At 63.5% G+C, this 16,292-nt stretch carries 14 protein-coding genes; 13 read left to right on the top strand and 1 reads right to left on the bottom strand.

Annotated features, from left to right (window positions below; all coding sequences use genetic code 11):
• Positions 1–83 precede the first annotated feature (83 nt).
• The 3 genes from carB (at position 84) to U0042_RS13740 (ending at position 4,469) form a co-directional block, all read left to right on the top strand.
• Positions 84–3,338, top strand: a complete 3,255-nt coding sequence (gene carB, locus U0042_RS13750) for a carbamoyl-phosphate synthase large subunit (protein ID WP_114810308.1) — start codon at positions 84–86, stop codon at positions 3,336–3,338.
• Between the two features lie 154 nt (positions 3,339–3,492).
• Entirely contained in the window at positions 3,493–3,969 is a 477-nt protein-coding gene (gene greA, locus U0042_RS13745; RefSeq protein WP_114810309.1) for a transcription elongation factor GreA, read from the top strand.
• Positions 3,970–3,992: 23 nt separating this feature from the next.
• On the top strand, positions 3,993–4,469 hold the full coding sequence (locus tag U0042_RS13740; RefSeq protein ID WP_114810402.1) for a DUF4149 domain-containing protein: 477 nt from the start codon (positions 3,993–3,995) through the stop codon (positions 4,467–4,469).
• A gap of 104 nt (positions 4,470–4,573) precedes the next feature.
• On the opposite strand, the gene U0042_RS13735 is transcribed toward U0042_RS13740, so the two are convergent.
• Complete coding sequence (locus U0042_RS13735; protein ID WP_114810310.1) at positions 4,574–5,116, bottom strand: YhbY family RNA-binding protein; 543 nt, start codon at positions 5,114–5,116, stop codon at positions 4,574–4,576.
• A gap of 215 nt (positions 5,117–5,331) precedes the next feature.
• Here U0042_RS13735 and U0042_RS13730 point away from each other — a divergent pair, with 215 nt between their 5' ends.
• The 10 genes from U0042_RS13730 to phoB all read left to right on the top strand — a co-directional run bounded on the left by U0042_RS13730 (position 5,332) and on the right by phoB (position 16,213).
• A complete protein-coding gene (locus U0042_RS13730) occupies positions 5,332–6,006 on the top strand; it encodes an RlmE family RNA methyltransferase (RefSeq protein WP_114810311.1) in 675 nt (224 codons plus the stop codon).
• Between the two features lie 167 nt (positions 6,007–6,173).
• A complete protein-coding gene (gene ftsH, locus U0042_RS13725; protein WP_017776180.1) occupies positions 6,174–8,069 on the top strand; it encodes an ATP-dependent zinc metalloprotease FtsH in 1,896 nt (631 codons plus the stop codon).
• 80 nt (positions 8,070–8,149) lie between these two features.
• On the top strand, positions 8,150–9,037 hold the full coding sequence (folP, locus tag U0042_RS13720; RefSeq protein WP_114810312.1) for a dihydropteroate synthase: 888 nt from the start codon (positions 8,150–8,152) through the stop codon (positions 9,035–9,037).
• A 42-nt stretch (positions 9,038–9,079) separates the two neighbouring features.
• A complete protein-coding gene (gene glmM / locus U0042_RS13715) occupies positions 9,080–10,438 on the top strand; it encodes a phosphoglucosamine mutase (protein ID WP_114810313.1) in 1,359 nt (452 codons plus the stop codon).
• 345 nt (positions 10,439–10,783) lie between these two features.
• Complete coding sequence (gene pstS, locus U0042_RS13710) at positions 10,784–11,815, top strand: phosphate ABC transporter substrate-binding protein PstS (RefSeq protein ID WP_114810314.1); 1,032 nt, start codon at positions 10,784–10,786, stop codon at positions 11,813–11,815.
• A 175-nt stretch (positions 11,816–11,990) separates the two neighbouring features.
• Complete coding sequence (gene pstC, locus U0042_RS13705; RefSeq protein ID WP_114810315.1) at positions 11,991–12,995, top strand: phosphate ABC transporter permease PstC; 1,005 nt, start codon at positions 11,991–11,993, stop codon at positions 12,993–12,995.
• Positions 12,992–13,888, top strand: coding sequence for a phosphate ABC transporter permease PstA (gene pstA / locus U0042_RS13700; protein ID WP_114810316.1), 897 nt, complete (start codon positions 12,992–12,994; stop codon positions 13,886–13,888). Before pstC ends, pstA begins: the two co-directional genes overlap by 4 nt.
• A 15-nt stretch (positions 13,889–13,903) precedes the next feature.
• Entirely contained in the window at positions 13,904–14,752 is an 849-nt protein-coding gene (gene pstB / locus U0042_RS13695; protein WP_114810317.1) for a phosphate ABC transporter ATP-binding protein PstB, read from the top strand.
• A 25-nt stretch (positions 14,753–14,777) separates the two neighbouring features.
• A complete protein-coding gene (phoU, locus tag U0042_RS13690) occupies positions 14,778–15,482 on the top strand; it encodes a phosphate signaling complex protein PhoU (protein WP_114810318.1) in 705 nt (234 codons plus the stop codon).
• Positions 15,483–15,511: 29 nt separating this feature from the next.
• On the top strand, positions 15,512–16,213 hold the full coding sequence (gene phoB / locus U0042_RS13685; RefSeq protein WP_017776188.1) for a phosphate regulon transcriptional regulator PhoB: 702 nt from the start codon (positions 15,512–15,514) through the stop codon (positions 16,211–16,213).
• The last annotated feature ends 79 nt before the right edge of the window (positions 16,214–16,292 follow it).

Here is a 16,292-nt window from a genome sequence, read left to right as displayed (position 1 = left end):
ACGCAGCGCAGGCAGCGCGAATCACGCAGCCGCCCAGGCGCGCGAGCAAGCAAGGAACACAGGAATACATCTACGAGAGCGTTATGCCCAAGCGGACAGACATCAAGAGCATCCTCATCATCGGCGCCGGTCCGATCATCATCGGCCAGGCGTGCGAGTTCGATTATTCGGGCGCGCAGGCGTGCAAGGCGTTGCGGGAGGAGGGCTACAAGGTCATTCTCGTCAATAGCAATCCGGCGACGATCATGACCGACCCGAACACGGCCGACGTCACCTACATCGAGCCGATCACGTGGGAAGTGGTGGAGCGCATCATCGCGAAGGAACGCCCGGACGCGATCCTGCCGACGATGGGCGGTCAGACCGCGCTCAACTGCGCGCTCGACCTGTTCCGCGAAGGCGTGCTGGCGAAGTACGGCGTCGAGCTGATCGGCGCGTCGCCCGAGGCCATCGACAAGGCCGAAGACCGCCAGAAGTTCAAGGACGCGATGACGAAGATCGGCCTTGGCTCGGCGAAGTCGGGCACGGCGCACTCGATGGAAGAGGCGCTCAAGGTGCACGCGGAAATCGCGCAGGCCACCGGCACCGGCGGCTACCCTATCGTGATCCGTCCTTCGTTCACGCTGGGCGGCTCGGGCGGCGGCATTGCGTACAACCGCGAAGAGTTCGAGGAGATCTGCAAGCGTGGGCTCGATCTTTCGCCCACGCGCGAGCTTCTGATCGAAGAATCGCTGTTGGGCTGGAAAGAGTACGAGATGGAAGTGGTCCGCGATAGAAAGGACAACTGCATTATCGTGTGCTCGATCGAGAACCTCGACCCGATGGGCATTCATACCGGCGACTCGATCACCGTCGCGCCGGCGCAAACGCTCACAGACAAGGAATACCAGATCCTGCGCGATGCCTCGCTCGCGGTGCTGCGCGAGATCGGTGTGGATACGGGCGGCTCGAACGTGCAGTTCTCGATCAATCCGCAGAACGGCCGCATGATCGTGATCGAGATGAACCCGCGCGTGTCGCGTTCGTCGGCGCTCGCGTCGAAGGCGACGGGCTTCCCCATCGCGAAGGTCGCGGCGAAGCTCGCCGTGGGCTACACGCTCGACGAACTCAAGAACGAGATCACGGGCGGGCAGACGCCGGCCTCGTTCGAACCGACCATCGACTACGTGGTCACTAAGATTCCGCGCTTCGCATTCGAGAAATTCCGCGAAGCCGACCCGCGCTTGACGACGCAGATGAAGTCTGTGGGCGAAGTGATGGCCATCGGCCGCACGTTCCAGGAGTCGTTCCAGAAGGCGCTGCGCGGTCTCGAAGTGGGCGTGGACGGGCTCGACGAAAAGACCACGAACCGCGACGAAGTGATCCGCCAGATCGGCGAGGCTGGTCCCGACCGCATCTGGTATGTGGGCGACGCGTTCCGCCTCGGCATGACGCGAGAGGAAGTGTTCGAGGAAACGTCGATCGATCCGTGGTTCCTCGCACAGATCGAACAGATCGTGCTTAAGGAGAAGGCGCTCGCCGGCCGCACGCTCGCGAGCCTTTCGAAGGAAGAACTGTACTTCCTCAAGCAGAGCGGCTTCTCGGACCGACGCCTCGCGAAGCTGCTGGGCGCGACGCAGACCGACGTGCGCCGCCGCCGCATCGAACTCAACGTGCGCCCCGTGTACAAGCGCGTGGATACGTGCGCAGCCGAGTTCGCCACGAAGACCGCGTACATGTACTCGACCTACGAGGAAGAGTGCGAAGCGCAGCCCACCGACAAGAAGAAGATCATGGTGCTGGGCGGTGGCCCGAACCGCATCGGCCAGGGGATCGAATTCGACTACTGCTGCGTGCATGCCGCCCTCGCGATGCGCGAAGACGGTTACGAAACGATCATGGTGAACTGCAACCCCGAGACCGTTTCCACCGACTACGACACGTCGGACCGTCTGTACTTCGAACCGCTCACGCTCGAAGACGTGCTCGAAATCGTCGACAAGGAAAAGCCGCTCGGCGTGATCGTGCAGTACGGCGGCCAGACGCCGCTCAAGCTCGCGCTCGACCTCGAGGCGAACGGCGTGCCTATCGTCGGTACGTCGCCTGACATGATCGACGCGGCGGAAGACCGCGAGCGTTTCCAGAAGCTGCTGCAGGACCTGAATCTGCGTCAGCCGCCCAACCGCACCGCGCGTACCGAAGACGAGGCACTCAAGCTGGCCGACGAGATCGGCTATCCGCTCGTCGTGCGCCCGTCGTATGTGCTGGGCGGCCGCGCCATGGAAATCGTGCACGAGCCGCGCGACCTCGAACGCTACATGCGCGAGGCCGTGAAGGTTTCGAACGACTCGCCGGTGCTGCTCGACCGCTTCCTCAACGACGCCATCGAGTGCGACGTGGATTGCATCTCGGACGGCGAGGCCGTGTTCATCGGCGGCGTGATGGAACACATCGAGCAGGCCGGCGTGCACTCGGGCGACTCGGCGTGCTCGCTGCCGCCGTATTCGCTCTCGCAGGAAACGGTTGCCGAGCTCAAGCGCCAGACGGCCGCAATGGCGAAGGCGCTCAACGTAGTCGGCCTGATGAACGTGCAGTTTGCGATCCAGCAGGTCCCGCAAGATGACGGCTCGAAGCGCGATGTGATCTACGTGCTCGAAGTGAATCCGCGTGCGTCGCGTACGGTGCCGTACGTTTCGAAGGCGACCAGCCTGCCGCTCGCGAAGATCGCCGCCCGTGCGATGGTGGGTCAGAAACTCGCGGAGCAGGGCGTGACGCGCGAAGTGGTGCCGCCTTACTTCAGCGTGAAGGAAGCGGTGTTCCCGTTCGTCAAGTTCCCGACCGTCGACCCGGTGCTCGGACCGGAAATGCGTTCGACCGGCGAAGTGATGGGCGTGGGCAAGACCTTCGGCGAGGCGCTCTTCAAGTCGCAGCTCGCAGCGGGTTCGCGCCTGCCGGAGTCCGGCACGGTGCTGCTCACCGTGATGGACGCCGACAAGCCGAAGGCGGTCGAAGTCGCGCGCATGCTGCACGAACTCGGCTACCCGATCGTCGCGACGCGCGGCACGGCTGCGGCCATCCAGGCGGCCGGCGTGCCGGTGAAGGTGGTGAACAAGGTGAAGGACGGCCGTCCGCACATCGTCGACATGATCAAGAACGGCGAGATCGCGCTCGTGTTCACGACGGTGGACGAGACCCGATCGGCGATCGCGGACTCGCGTTCCATCCGCATGAGCGCACAGGCAAACAAGGTCACGTACTACACGACCATGTCGGGCGCGCGTGCCGCGGTGGAGGGCCTGCGTTACCTGAAGAACCTGGAAGTCTATGATTTACAAGGACTCCATGCTCGCCTAAACTAAGGCTTCGATCACCAGTCCAATTCGTAACTGCCGCGGTTAGGCGGCGTCCCGAAGGCTACGGCCTGATACCTGCGTATCGTGGCCGGTTCCGCACCGGGATGCACTTAACCGCGGTGATTTTTTTTATGGCCGTTTTTGGCCACACGAGTCGTCTATGAGCACTATTCCCTTGACCAAACGTGGCGCGGATCAACTGCGCGACGAATTGCAGCGTCTGAAAACGGTTGAGCGTCCCGCTGTCATTAATTCGATCGCGGAAGCCCGCGCGCAGGGCGACCTGTCGGAAAACGCGGAATACGACGCCGCCAAAGAAAAACAGGGTTTTATCGAAGGCCGCATTGCCGAGATCGAGTCGAAGCTTGCCGCGGCGCAGATCATCGACCCCGCCGCGCTGGAAGCGGACGGCCGCGTCGTGTTCGCAGCAACGGTGGAACTCGAAGACCTCGAATCGGGCAAGACCGTGACGTATCAAATCGTCGGCGACGACGAAGCCGACCTCGAGCACGGCCTCATCTCCATCAGTTCGCCCATCGCGCGTGCGCTCATCGGCAAGTCGGAAGGCGACGTCGCCGCCGTGCAGGCGCCAAGCGGCGTGCGCGAGTACGAAATCATCGAAGTCCGTTACGTCTGAGCGGCGCCGTGCAGGTGTCCTCGATGCCTCACCGGGTATTCCGGCTCATCGTCGTGGTCTGGGTCGGCAGCCTGCTGACTGTCGGCTACGTCGTGGCGCCCGTGCTCTTCGCTTCGCTCGACCGTATGACGGCGGGCAGCGTTGCGGCACAGCTGTTTCGTATCGAAGCAGTGATTGGTGTGGTGTCTGGCGTATTGTTGCTCGCGCTCGGCAATCTGTTCGTTCGGCGTGGCAACGACGCTTACCGGCGGCTGCGCTGGATGATTGCGGGCATGCTGGTGTGCGTGCTCGTCGGTTATTTCGGACTGCAGCCGTTCATGAACGCGCTGCGTGTCGCGGCCTTGAATGCTGGTACGGACGTAGGCCATTCCGCGTACGCCAGCCGGTTCGGCCTGCTGCATGGCGTCTCCAGCCTGTTCTATCTGGTGGAGAGCTTCTTCGGTCTGGCGCTGGTCTGGATGCTGCCGGGCAGTGTGGCGCAGAGCGCGCCGCTCAGGTAGGGCGCACACCGCGTGCGCCTTGACTTCCGTAAGGCGCGCCGAGGCGGTTTGATGCGCCTGCGGCGAAAGGCGCGGGCCGCGCCTTGCCGAATTCCGTTGCGGCCTTACTTGGTGCCCTGGTGCTGTCGTTTCGCACCCGTCTGGCGCTTTTTCGCCCGTTTCACGTTTCCGCCCGCCGTCACGCGCTCATTGCCGCGTACCACGACGAGTTCGGGCCTGTTTCGGCGCATCGGGTTGTCGCTCGGTTTAACCACTTTGACGACGCGCGGGGCGCGGCCTTTCGACTCGCCCGCGGCGCCGGCAGCTCGTGCCTCGCGCGCGCCGGGCACGGCTGCTTTGCGAGCCGCACCCCGCTCCGCCGTGCGTTCGGCGGGGCGGGGCTTCCAGATCACCAGCAGCTTGCCGATATGTTGGATCGGCGCGGCGTTGAGCCGGTCGCAGATTTCCTCGTAGATGGCGAGGCGCGTTTCGCGCTCGTCGCCGAACACGCGGATCTTGATGAGTTCATGGGCCGCGAGGTGCACCTTGATCTCTTTGAGGACGGCATCGGTCAAGCCTTCGGCGCCGACGAGTACGACCGGTTTGAGCGCGTGCGCTTCGGAGCGCAGGGCGGCGCGCTGGTCGGAGGAGATTTGGAGGGCGGGCATGGCGGCTGTGGGAGTCCGGGACTCGACTAGAATGGCGGCGCCCGCTCGCCGCATGGGCGCGAGGAGCGGCTCGCCGGAACAAGGGAAAAAACGTGGGGGAATGCAACAACCCGCAAGCCGCCTGTGGCCCGACACGGGCGAGGGCGGCAGCCACGCGAATAAAACGCGTATTATCCGCTAAAAGTGCGGCATCACGCAGCAACAGTTCAACGGTAATGGCAAAAAATCGATTCAATCAGTCGTGGCTGCACGACCACATCAACGATCCGTACGTGAAGATGGCGCAGCGGGAGGGCTATCGCGCCCGCGCCGCCTACAAGCTCAAGGAAATCGACGAACAGGACAAGCTGATCCGGCCGGGGCAAGTCATCGTCGATCTCGGCGCGGCGCCGGGCAGCTGGAGCCAGTACGTGCGCAACAAGCTCGCGCAGGGCAGCCGGCGTGACGCGGCGCGCCAGGGCGGCATCGACGGCACGATCATTGCGCTCGACCTCTTGCCCATGGAGCCCATTGCCGACGTCCACTTCATCGAAGGCGATTTTCGCGAGGAGAGCGTGCTCGCCCAACTGGAGGAGGTGGTGGGCGACCGTCCGGTAGACCTTGTAATTTCGGACATGGCACCCAACCTGTCGGGTGTGGCGGTTGCCGATGCTGCGCGCATCGAGCATGTCTGCGACTTGGCGCTGGAATTCGCGCAGCAGCACCTCAAACCGGATGGCGCCCTTTTAGTCAAGTGCTTCCACGGCAGCGGGTATAGCCAGATCGTCGAGAAGTTCAAGCACCAGTTCAAAATCGTGGCGGCCCGCAAGCCGAAGGCGTCACGTGATAAATCGGCTGAAACGTTTATTTTGGGCAGACAGCTGAAACGTCCGGACGCCCGCGACAAGTGACGGTTGCTCGGTGTTGCCGGATGCCGCCAGGGCCGCTTCTGGCGCGGTTTCCGGCTATCCCTGCGGTAGCGATTCGTTATGGCAGGGGTCTGCGGACTGGATTAGAATGCTTTCGTGGTGCCGCAAGGCAAATGTAGGCGCCCGTCTATGAGTGAAGGAGTGGTGCTTTGAACAACAACATGTTTTCGAAGGCAGCAGTGTGGCTGGTCATCGCACTGGTGCTGTTTACTGTGTTCAAGCAGTTCGATAAGCCCCGCGTCCAGGAAGGCGTCTCGTATTCGCAGTTCATGGACGACGCCAAGAACGGTAAGGTCAAGAGCGTCATCGTACAGGGGCGGAACCTCACGGTCACTCCGTCAGACGGCCAGAAGTATCAGATCGTGTCGCCCGGCGACATCTGGATGGTCGGCGACTTGATGAAGTATGGCGTCCAGGTGAGCGGCAAGGCAGACGAAGAACCCAATGCGCTTGTCTCCGCGCTGTATTACCTCGGGCCAACCATCCTCATCATCGGCTTCTGGTTTTACATGATGCGACAGATGCAGGGGGGCGGAAAAGGCGGAGCCTTTTCGTTCGGCAAGTCCCGTGCGCGTCTGATCGACGAAAACAACAACGCGGTCAATTTCTCCGACGTCGCGGGCTGCGACGAAGCCAAGGAGGAAGTGTCCGAACTGGTGGACTTCCTGCGTGATCCGCAGAAGTTCCAGAAGCTGGGTGGTCGCATTCCGCGCGGCGTGCTGCTCGTCGGCCCGCCGGGTACCGGTAAGACGCTGCTTGCGCGCGCCATTGCGGGCGAAGCGAAGGTGCCGTTCTTCAGTATTTCCGGTTCCGACTTCGTTGAAATGTTTGTTGGCGTGGGCGCGGCCCGCGTGCGCGACATGTTCGAGCAGGCGAAGAAGCACGCGCCCTGCATCGTCTTCATCGACGAAATCGATGCGGTGGGTCGTCATCGCGGCGCCGGCATGGGCGGCGGCAACGACGAGCGCGAACAGACGCTGAATCAGATGCTCGTCGAAATGGACGGCTTCGAAGCGAACTCCGGCGTGATCGTGATCGCCGCGACGAACCGCTCCGACGTGCTCGACAAGGCGCTGCTGCGTCCGGGCCGTTTCGACCGCCAGGTATATGTGGGCCTGCCCGATATCCGCGGCCGCGAGCACATCATGAAGGTTCATCTGCGCAAGGTGCCGATTGCCAACGACGTGGACGCGGCGGTGATTGCGCGCGGCACGCCGGGTTTCTCGGGCGCCGATCTCGCGAATCTCGTGAACGAGGCTGCGCTCTTCGCGGCTCGCCGCGGCAAACGCATCGTCGAAATGCAGGACTTCGAAGACGCGAAGGACAAGATTTTCATGGGTCCCGAGCGCAAGTCGGCCGTGATCCGCGAAGACGCCAAGCGTGCCACGGCGTACCACGAGTCGGGTCACGCGGTAATCGCCAAGCTGTTGCCGAAGGCGGACCCGGTGCACAAGGTCACCATCATTCCGCGCGGCCGGGCGCTCGGCGTTACGTGGCAATTGCCCGAGCACGACAACGAGACGTACTCGAAGGACTATCTGCTCGATCGCCTGGCAATACTGTTTGGCGGACGCGCAGCCGAAGAACTGTTTCTGAACCTGATCAGCACGGGTGCATCGGACGACTTCAACAAGGCGACGCAGACGGCACGCGCCATGGTGGCCCGTTTCGGCATGACGGACGCGCTCGGGCCGATGGTGTACGTCGACGATGAGAACGACGCTTCGCCGTTCGGCCGCGGGTTCACGCGTACGATCTCGGAGGCCACGCAGCAGAAGGTCGATGCGGAAATTCGCCGCGTGCTCGACGAGCAGTACAGCCTTGCAAGGCGCCTGCTCGAAGAGAACCGCGACAAGGTCGAGGCGATGACCGCCGCGCTGATGGAGTGGGAGACGATCGACGCCGATCAGATCAACGACATCATGGCGGGTCGTCCGCCGCGCTCGCCGAAGAGTGCACCGCCGCCGGCCAGCGACGCCTCTTCGTCCGGTGGCAGCAATACGGGCACCGAGGTCAAGCCGGGCAGCGCTGCCGCACCGGCGTAATAGAGGCCGCATAACGTTACGGGCCGGTGTGACACCACACCGGCCCGTTTTGCATTCCCCGTCACATCGAAAGCGTTTTCGTGTCCAGCATCGAATTGCGGTCTTATCCGCTTCCTGCGCCGCTACAGTGCGGTCGCTTTACCCTGTCGTTCGAGCGTCCGCTCGTGATGGGGATTCTCAACGTCACGCCCGATTCCTTCTCCGACGGCGGCAAGTTCATCGCACGCGGCGATGCGCTGCGTCAGGCCGAACGAATGATGCTGGATGGCGTCGACCTCATCGACATCGGCGGCGAATCCACGCGGCCCGGCGCGCCGCCCGTGCCGCTCGATGAAGAACTCGAACGCGTGATTCCGATGGTCGAGCAACTGCGCGACGCGAACGTGCCGCTGTCGATCGATACCTATAAGCCGGAAGTAATGCGGCAGGCGTTGGCGGCGGGCGCCGACCTGATCAACGACGTCTGGGGTTTCCGGCTGCCGGGCGCCATCGATGCGGTTCGCGATAGTCGCTGCGGCTTGTGCGTCATGCACATGCTCGGCGAACCGCAAACCATGCAGCGCGGAGAGCCCGCCTATACGAACGTGGTCGACGACGTGCGCGCGTTTCTCGATGAGCGCGTGCGTGCGCTGACCGATGCGGGCATCGCCCGCGAGCGCATCAGCGTCGATCCGGGCTTCGGCTTCGGCAAGTCCGTGGTCGAGCACAATTACGCGTTGCTCGCCCATTTGCGCGACACGGCGCCGCACGCCGATCCGTCGTTTCCGATTCTGGTGGGCATGTCGCGCAAGTCGATGCTGGGCGCGGTGGCGGGACGTTCGACAGCGGAACGCATGGCGGCGAGCGTGGCCGCAGCCGTGTGCGCGGCGGAACGCGGGGCAGCGATCATCCGGGTGCACGACGTGGCACCGACGGTGGACGCGTTGAAAGTATGGGCCGCGGTGCGCGACGCGACACGTCGCGTCTGATCCGCACGCGCCCTCAATATAAGGAAGGGAGGACCACAAGCAATGGCACGTCGCTATTTCGGTACAGATGGCATTCGAGGCAAGGTCGGTGCGGCGCCGATCACCCCAGAGTTCGTGCTGCGCCTCGGCTTTGCTGCCGGCAAGGTGCTCGCCGGCGCGGATCGCTGGGCTCGCTCGGGCACACGCCCCACGGTACTGATCGGCAAGGACACGCGCGTTTCCGGCTATATGCTCGAGGCCGCGCTCGAATCGGGCTTTTCGGCGGCCGGCGTCGACGTGATGCTGGCCGGTCCGATGCCGACGCCCGGCATCGCGTATCTCACGCGCGCGTTGCGCCTCGCGGCCGGCGTGGTGATCAGCGCGTCGCACAATCCGTACTACGACAACGGCATCAAGTTCTTCTCGGCGGATGGCAACAAGCTGCCCGACGAGGTCGAACTCCAGATCGAAGAGCAACTCGAGAAGCCGCTCGATTGCGCGCCCTCCGAGCAACTCGGCAAGGCGCGGCGGCTTGATGACGCCGCGGGCCGCTACATCGAGTTCTGCAAGGGCACCTTTCCGCAGGCGTTCGACCTGCGTGGCATGAAGCTCGTGGTCGATTGCGCGCACGGCGCGGCCTACCACATCGCGCCGCACGTGTTCCACGAACTGGGCGCGGACGTGATCCCGATCGGCGTGGCGCCGAACGGTTTCAACATCAACGACGGGGTGGGCGCGACCGCGCCCGACGCATTGGTGCGCGCGGTGCGTGCGAATCATGCGGATCTCGGCATCGCGCTCGATGGTGACGCCGACCGTCTGCAGGTGGTGGATGCCGCCGGTCGCCTCTATAACGGCGACGAGCTGCTTTACGTGCTGGTTCAGGACCGCATCGCGACAGACGGGAAGGTCGAGGGCGCAGTGGGTACCTTGATGACCAACATGGCCGTCGAAGTCGCGCTGCAGCGGGCCGGCGTGAAGTTCGTCCGCGCGGCCGTGGGCGACCGGTACGTGCTCGAGCAGCTGCGCGAGCATGGCTGGCAGCTGGGCGCGGAAGGGTCCGGTCATATTCTGTCGCTGGATCGCCATTCCACCGGCGACGGCATCGTGTCGGCGCTGCTTGTGCTCGCCGCGATGAAGCGCAGCGGCCGCACGCTCGCCCAACTGCTGGAAGGCGTGAAGCTGTTTCCGCAGAAGCTCATCAATGTCCGTATGCAGCCGGGTTCGGACTGGAAGGGCAGCGATGCGATTCGCCACGCGATCCGTGAAGCCGAGACCGCATTGGCCGATAGCGGGCGCGTGCTGATTCGCGCCTCCGGCACGGAGCCCGTGCTGCGCGTCATGGTCGAGGCACGCGCCGAGCAGGACGCCGTACGCCATGCTGAAGCCATCGCCGACGTGGTGAAGCGCGCGACAGCGTAATCATCCATCGGCCGAGGCAGGCCGAATACCCGAGCGCCGCGCGGCACGATGCCGCCGCGGCGTCGCTCCCGCTGCACCAACTTTGTGTACGATTCGCGGCGACATTGCACTCACCCTTCAGCCCGCGCAAACGTTCGCGTCGCGGCCCGCTTGCCGGCAAAAGCCTTGCTGCGCCTGGCTCGGCGTCACGTAGCCGCCAAATGAGGCGCCCGCTTAACGGCACGCCCTCCCTTTCACCTGGTAATAAGACTGTCATGTGACTTTCACGCAAGGTCACATTACTGTCATAAAGAGACCCTAAGCTTCGCGGTGTTGTGTCATCCGCTCACACCACTGGAGGTCTCAATGAAATTGATGCAAACCGCGCTTGCTGGCATTGCTGGCGCGCTCTTCGCGATCGCCGCACATGCTACCGACATCACCGGCGCGGGCAGCACCTTCGCAGCACCCATCTACACGAAGTGGGCTGACGCCTACCAGAAGTCGGGCGGCGGCAAGGTCAACTATCAAGGCATCGGTTCGTCGGGCGGTATCAAGCAGATCATCGCGAAGACGGTCGACTTCGCCGGTTCGGACGCTCCCCTGAAGGACGACGAACTCGAGAAGCAAGGCCTCTTCCAGTTCCCGACGGTGGTGGGCGGCGTCGTGCCGGCGATCAACGTGCCGGGCGTGAAGGCCGGCGAACTCGTTCTGTCGGGCGAAGTGCTGGGCGACATCTACCTCGGCAAGATCAAAAAGTGGAATGATCCGGCCATCGCCGCACTGAATCCGAAGGTCAAGCTGCCGGATCTCGACATCGCCGTGGTGCGCCGCGCCGACGGTTCGGGCACGAGCTTCATCTGGACCGACTACCTCTCGAAGGTGAACGCCGAGTGGAAGTCGAAGGTGGGCGAAGGTACGACGGTGAACTGGCCGGTCGGTACGGGCGGCAAGGGCAACGACGGCGTCGCGGCCTTCGTGCAGCGTCTGCCGGGCTCGATCGGTTATGTCGAGTGGGCCTATGCGAAGCAGAACCACATGACCTATGCTGCATTGAAGAATGCGTCGGGCGCGGTCGTCGAACCGTCGACCGAGACGTTCAAGGCAGCCGCCGCCAGCGCCGACTGGAAGAAGTCGTTCTACCAGATCCTGACCAACGAACCGGGCAAGGAAGCATGGCCGGTCGTCGGCGCGACGTTCGTGCTGGTGCATACGGCGCAAGACAAGCCGGATAGCGGCAAGGAAACGCTGAAGTTCTTCGACTGGGCATTCAAGAACGGCACGGAAGCAGCGGATCAGCTCGACTACATCTCGCTGCCGGCGTCGGTCGTGAGCGAAATCCGTACGCAGTGGAAGACGAAGGTGAAGGACGCTTCCGGCAAGGCTATCGCCGAGTAAGTCGTCAACGCCGGCCCAGAGGCTGCGCCGTGTGGCGCAGCCTTCGCGATCCGGTTGTGTGCGCCGCTTCGCCCCGGGTTTCGGGACGAGGCGGCTTGCGGTTTCCTCATGCCAGTCTTTACCTGGCTGCACGCCGACGCCAAGCGTCGCCGGGCGGCTTCTGAAACAGGCCAACATGTCCGACATCCAACTCGCGCCCGGCGTCGCCCGCCCGGCTCCGCCAGGAGGTTCGGCGCAGCAGAAGGCGCCCAGCCCCCTCGGCGACGTCATCTTCGGCAGCCTGACCCGCCTCGCGGCTATCGTCACGTTACTGTTGCTCGGCGGCATTATTGTGTCGCTGATCGTTTCGTCGATGCCGACCATCGAGAAGTTCGGCCTGCGCTTTCTCTGGACCGCCGAGTGGGATCCCCCTTCTGAGCAGTTCGGCGCGCTCGTGCCCATCTACGGCACCATCGCGACCTCGCTGATCGCGCTCATCATCGCGGTGCCTGTGAGCTTCGGCATCGCGCTTTTCCTGACCGAGCTGTCGCCTGCCTGGCTGCGTCGGCCGCTTGGCATCGCCATCGAATTGCTGGCCGCCATTCCGTCGATCGTCTACGGCATGTGGGGCTTGCTCGTGTTCGCGCCGATCTTCGCCGGATGGTTCGAAAAGCCGCTCGGCACGTTGCTCGGCGGCATTCCCATCGTCGGCGCGCTGTTCCAGGGCGCGCCCATCGGCATCGGCATTCTGTGCGCGGGCGTGATCCTCGCCATCATGATCATTCCGTACATCGCCTCGGTGATGCGCGACGTGTTCGAAGTGACGCCCGTGCTGCTCAAGGAGTCGGCATATGGCATCGGCTGCACGACGTGGGAAGTCATGTGGAAGATCGTGCTGCCGTTCACCAAGTCCGGCGTGATCGGCGGCGTGATGCTGGGCCTCGGCCGCGCGCTCGGTGAAACGATGGCCGTGACGTTCGTGATCGGTAACACCAATCTGCTCGACAACGTCTCGCTGTTCTCGCCCGGCAACAGCATCACCTCAGCGCTTGCCAACGAGTTCGCCGAAGCCAGCCCGGGCCTGCATACGTCCGCGCTCATGGAACTCGGTCTGATCCTGTTCGTGATCACTTTCATCGTGCTCGCGATCTCGAAGCTCCTGCTGCTGCGCCTCGAAAAAGCGGAGGGTGGTCGGTCATGAGCGAATCGCATATGAAAATACCGGGCGCCATCTACGGCGAAAAGCTGGAAGTGATGCGCGCACGGCTGCAAAGCCGCCGCCGCACCGTCAACGCCATCGCGCTCACGCTCTCGCTCGCGGCCATGGCGTTCGGCCTGCTCTGGCTCGTGTGGATTCTCTTCACGACGCTGCAGCTCGGCGTGGGCGGGCTCTCAGTGCAGCTCTTCACGCAATCCACACCGCCGCCGAATACCGACGGCGGCGGTCTTGCCAACGCGATCGTGGGCAGCCTGATGCTCGTCGTGATCGCGACGTTCGTGGGCACGCCGATCGGCATTCTCGCCGGCGTGTATCTGGCCGAATACGGCCAGAAGAGCTGGCTTGCGAGCGTCACGCGCTTCATCAACGACATCCTGCTGTCGGCGCCGTCCATCGTGGTGGGCCTCTTCGTCTACGCGCTCGCCGTGGCGAAGATGGGGCACTTCAGCGGCTGGGCCGGCGTGATCTCGCTCGCGCTGCTGCAGATTCCCATCGTGATCCGCACGACCGAGAACATGCTGAAGCTCGTGCCGAACGCACTGCGCGAGGCAGCCTTCGCACTGGGCACGCCCAAGTGGAAGATGGTGATGTCGATTACGCTGAAGGCGTCGGTGGCGGGCATCATCACCGGCGTGCTGCTGGCCGTTGCCCGCATTGCCGGCGAAACGGCGCCGCTGCTCTTCACGGCGCTGTCGAACCAGTTCTTCTCTTGGGACATGAACCAGCCGATGGCGAACCTTCCGGTCACCATCTTCAAGTTCGCGATGAGCCCGTTCGCGCAGTGGCAGTCACTCGCGTGGGCAGGCGTTTTCCTGATTACGCTCGGGGTGCTGGGACTCAACATCCTCGCACGCACGGTCTTTTCGAAAAAGTAAGGGCGGAGCAATCCGATGAACATGGCAGAGACTCACCTGAACACCGATGGCCGTGCCACGACGCCTGCTGGCATGGATCCCGCCCAGGGCACGCACGCGAAGCCGATGGGTGCATCGAAGATCGAGGTCAAGGACCTGAACTTCTTCTACGGCAAATACCACGCGCTGAAGAACATCAACCTGAGCATTCCCGAAGGCAAGGTGACCGCGTTCATCGGCCCGTCGGGTTGCGGCAAGTCCACGCTGCTGCGTACGTTCAACAAGATGTACGCGCTCTATCCGGAGCAGCGCGCCGAAGGCGAAATCCTGATGGACGGCGAGAACCTGCTCACCACGAAGCGCGACATCTCGCTCTTGCGCGCGCGCATCGGCATGGTGTTCCAGAAGCCGACGCCGTTTCCGATGTCGATCTACGACAACATCGCGTTCGGCGTGAAGATGTTCGAAACGCTCTCGCGCTCCGAAATGGACGACCGCGTCGAATGGGCGCTCACGAAGGCCGCGCTGTGGAGCGAAGTGAAGGACAAGCTGGGGCAGAGCGGTTACGGCCTCTCGGGCGGCCAGCAGCAGCGCCTGTGCATCGCGCGCGGCATCGCCATTCGCCCCGAAGTGCTGCTGCTCGACGAACCGTGCTCGGCGCTCGATCCGATCTCCACGGGCCGCATCGAAGAGCTGATTGCCGAACTGAAGAGCGACTACACGGTCGTGATCGTCACGCACAACATGCAGCAGGCCGCGCGTTGTTCGGACTACACGGCGTACATGTATCTCGGAGAACTGATTGAATTCGGCGACACCGAGAAGATCTTCATCAAGCCGGTCCGCAAGGAAACGGAAGACTACATCACCGGCCGTTTCGGCTGATTCCCGCCGCCGTGAGGAGCACGACATGTCCGACAAACATCTCTCCAGCCAGTTCGACGCCGACCTGAACCTCGTTTCATCGAAGGTGCTCGAAATGGGCGGCCTCGTGGAATCGCAGATCGTCCACGCCATGCAGGCGCTCAACGCGTTCGACACCGAGATCGCCGACCAGGTGATCACGAACGAAGAGCGCGTGAACACGATGGAAATCGAAATCGACGAAGAGTGCAGCAACATCATCGCGCGCCGCCAGCCGGCCGCACGCGATCTGCGTCTGCTGCTCGCCATTTCGAAGACCATCACGAACCTCGAGCGCGCCGGCGACGAAGCGGAAAAGATCGCCAAGCGCCTCAAGCGCCTGACTGAAGACGGCGCCTCGCGCACGGTCAACATCGCCGAGATCAAGGTCTCGGGCGAGATGGCCGTCTCGATCCTGCGCCGCGCGCTCGACGCATTCGCGCGTCTCGACACCGTGGCCGCCGCGCAGATCGTGCGCGACGACAAGGCGATCGACGAAGAATTCCGCGCGTTCGTGCGCAAGCTCGTGACGTACATGATGGAAGATCCGCGCACCATCAGCGCGGGCCTTGAATTCCTGTTCATCGCGAAGGCGATCGAGCGGATCGGCGACCACGCCAAGAACATCGCGGAATTCATCATCTACATCGTGAAGGGCACCGACGTGCGGCACAAGTCGCGCGACGCGCTCGAACGCGAAGCGCTCAGCTAACTCTCTTTCGTAAAGGTCACGAGGTGCCGATGCCTAGCAGCATTCTTGTCATCGAAGACGAACCCGCGATTTCCGAGCTTATTTCGGTGAACCTCCAGCATGCGGGCCATTGCCCGATTCGCGCGTACAACGCGGAGCAGGCGCAGAACCTGATCAGCGACGTGCTGCCGGATCTGATCCTGCTCGACTGGATGTTGCCGGGCAAGTCGGGCATCGCTTTCGCCCGCGATCTGCGCAACAACGAGCGCACGAGACACATCCCCATCATCATGCTGACGGCGCGTGGCGACGAGCAGGACAAGGTGCTCGGCCTCGAGATCGGCGCGGACGACTACGTGACCAAGCCGTTCTCGCCGAAGGAACTGATGGCGCGCATCAAGGCGGTGCTGCGCCGTCGCGCGCCGCAGCTCACCGAGGACGTGGTGGCGATCAACGGTCTCAAGCTCGATCCCGCCACGCATCGTGTGGCGGCGCATTCGGACGGCAGCGAAATCAAGCTCGACCTCGGCCCCACCGAATTCCGTCTGCTGCATTTCTTCATGACGCATCCGGAGCGCGTGCACAGCCGCACGCAGTTGCTCGACCAGGTGTGGGGCGATCACGTGTTCGTCGAAGAGCGCACCGTGGATGTCCATATCAAGCGTCTGCGGGCCGCGCTCAAGCCGGCGGGCTGCGACGCCATGATCGAGACGGTGCGCGGCAGCGGCTACCGTCTTGCGAAGAGCGCCTGAAGGAAGCTCGCGGTGCCGGCGGGTAGAGACGTACCGCCGGGGCGTACCCCTATAATCAGAACGACAACCCGGCGGAGCG

The organism is Paraburkholderia kururiensis, assembly GCF_034424375.1.
Classification (GTDB): Bacteria; Pseudomonadota; Gammaproteobacteria; order Burkholderiales; family Burkholderiaceae; genus Paraburkholderia; species Paraburkholderia kururiensis_A.
The sequence above is the reverse complement of the archived record's forward strand: the minus strand, read 5'-3'. Positions and strand labels throughout refer to the sequence as shown.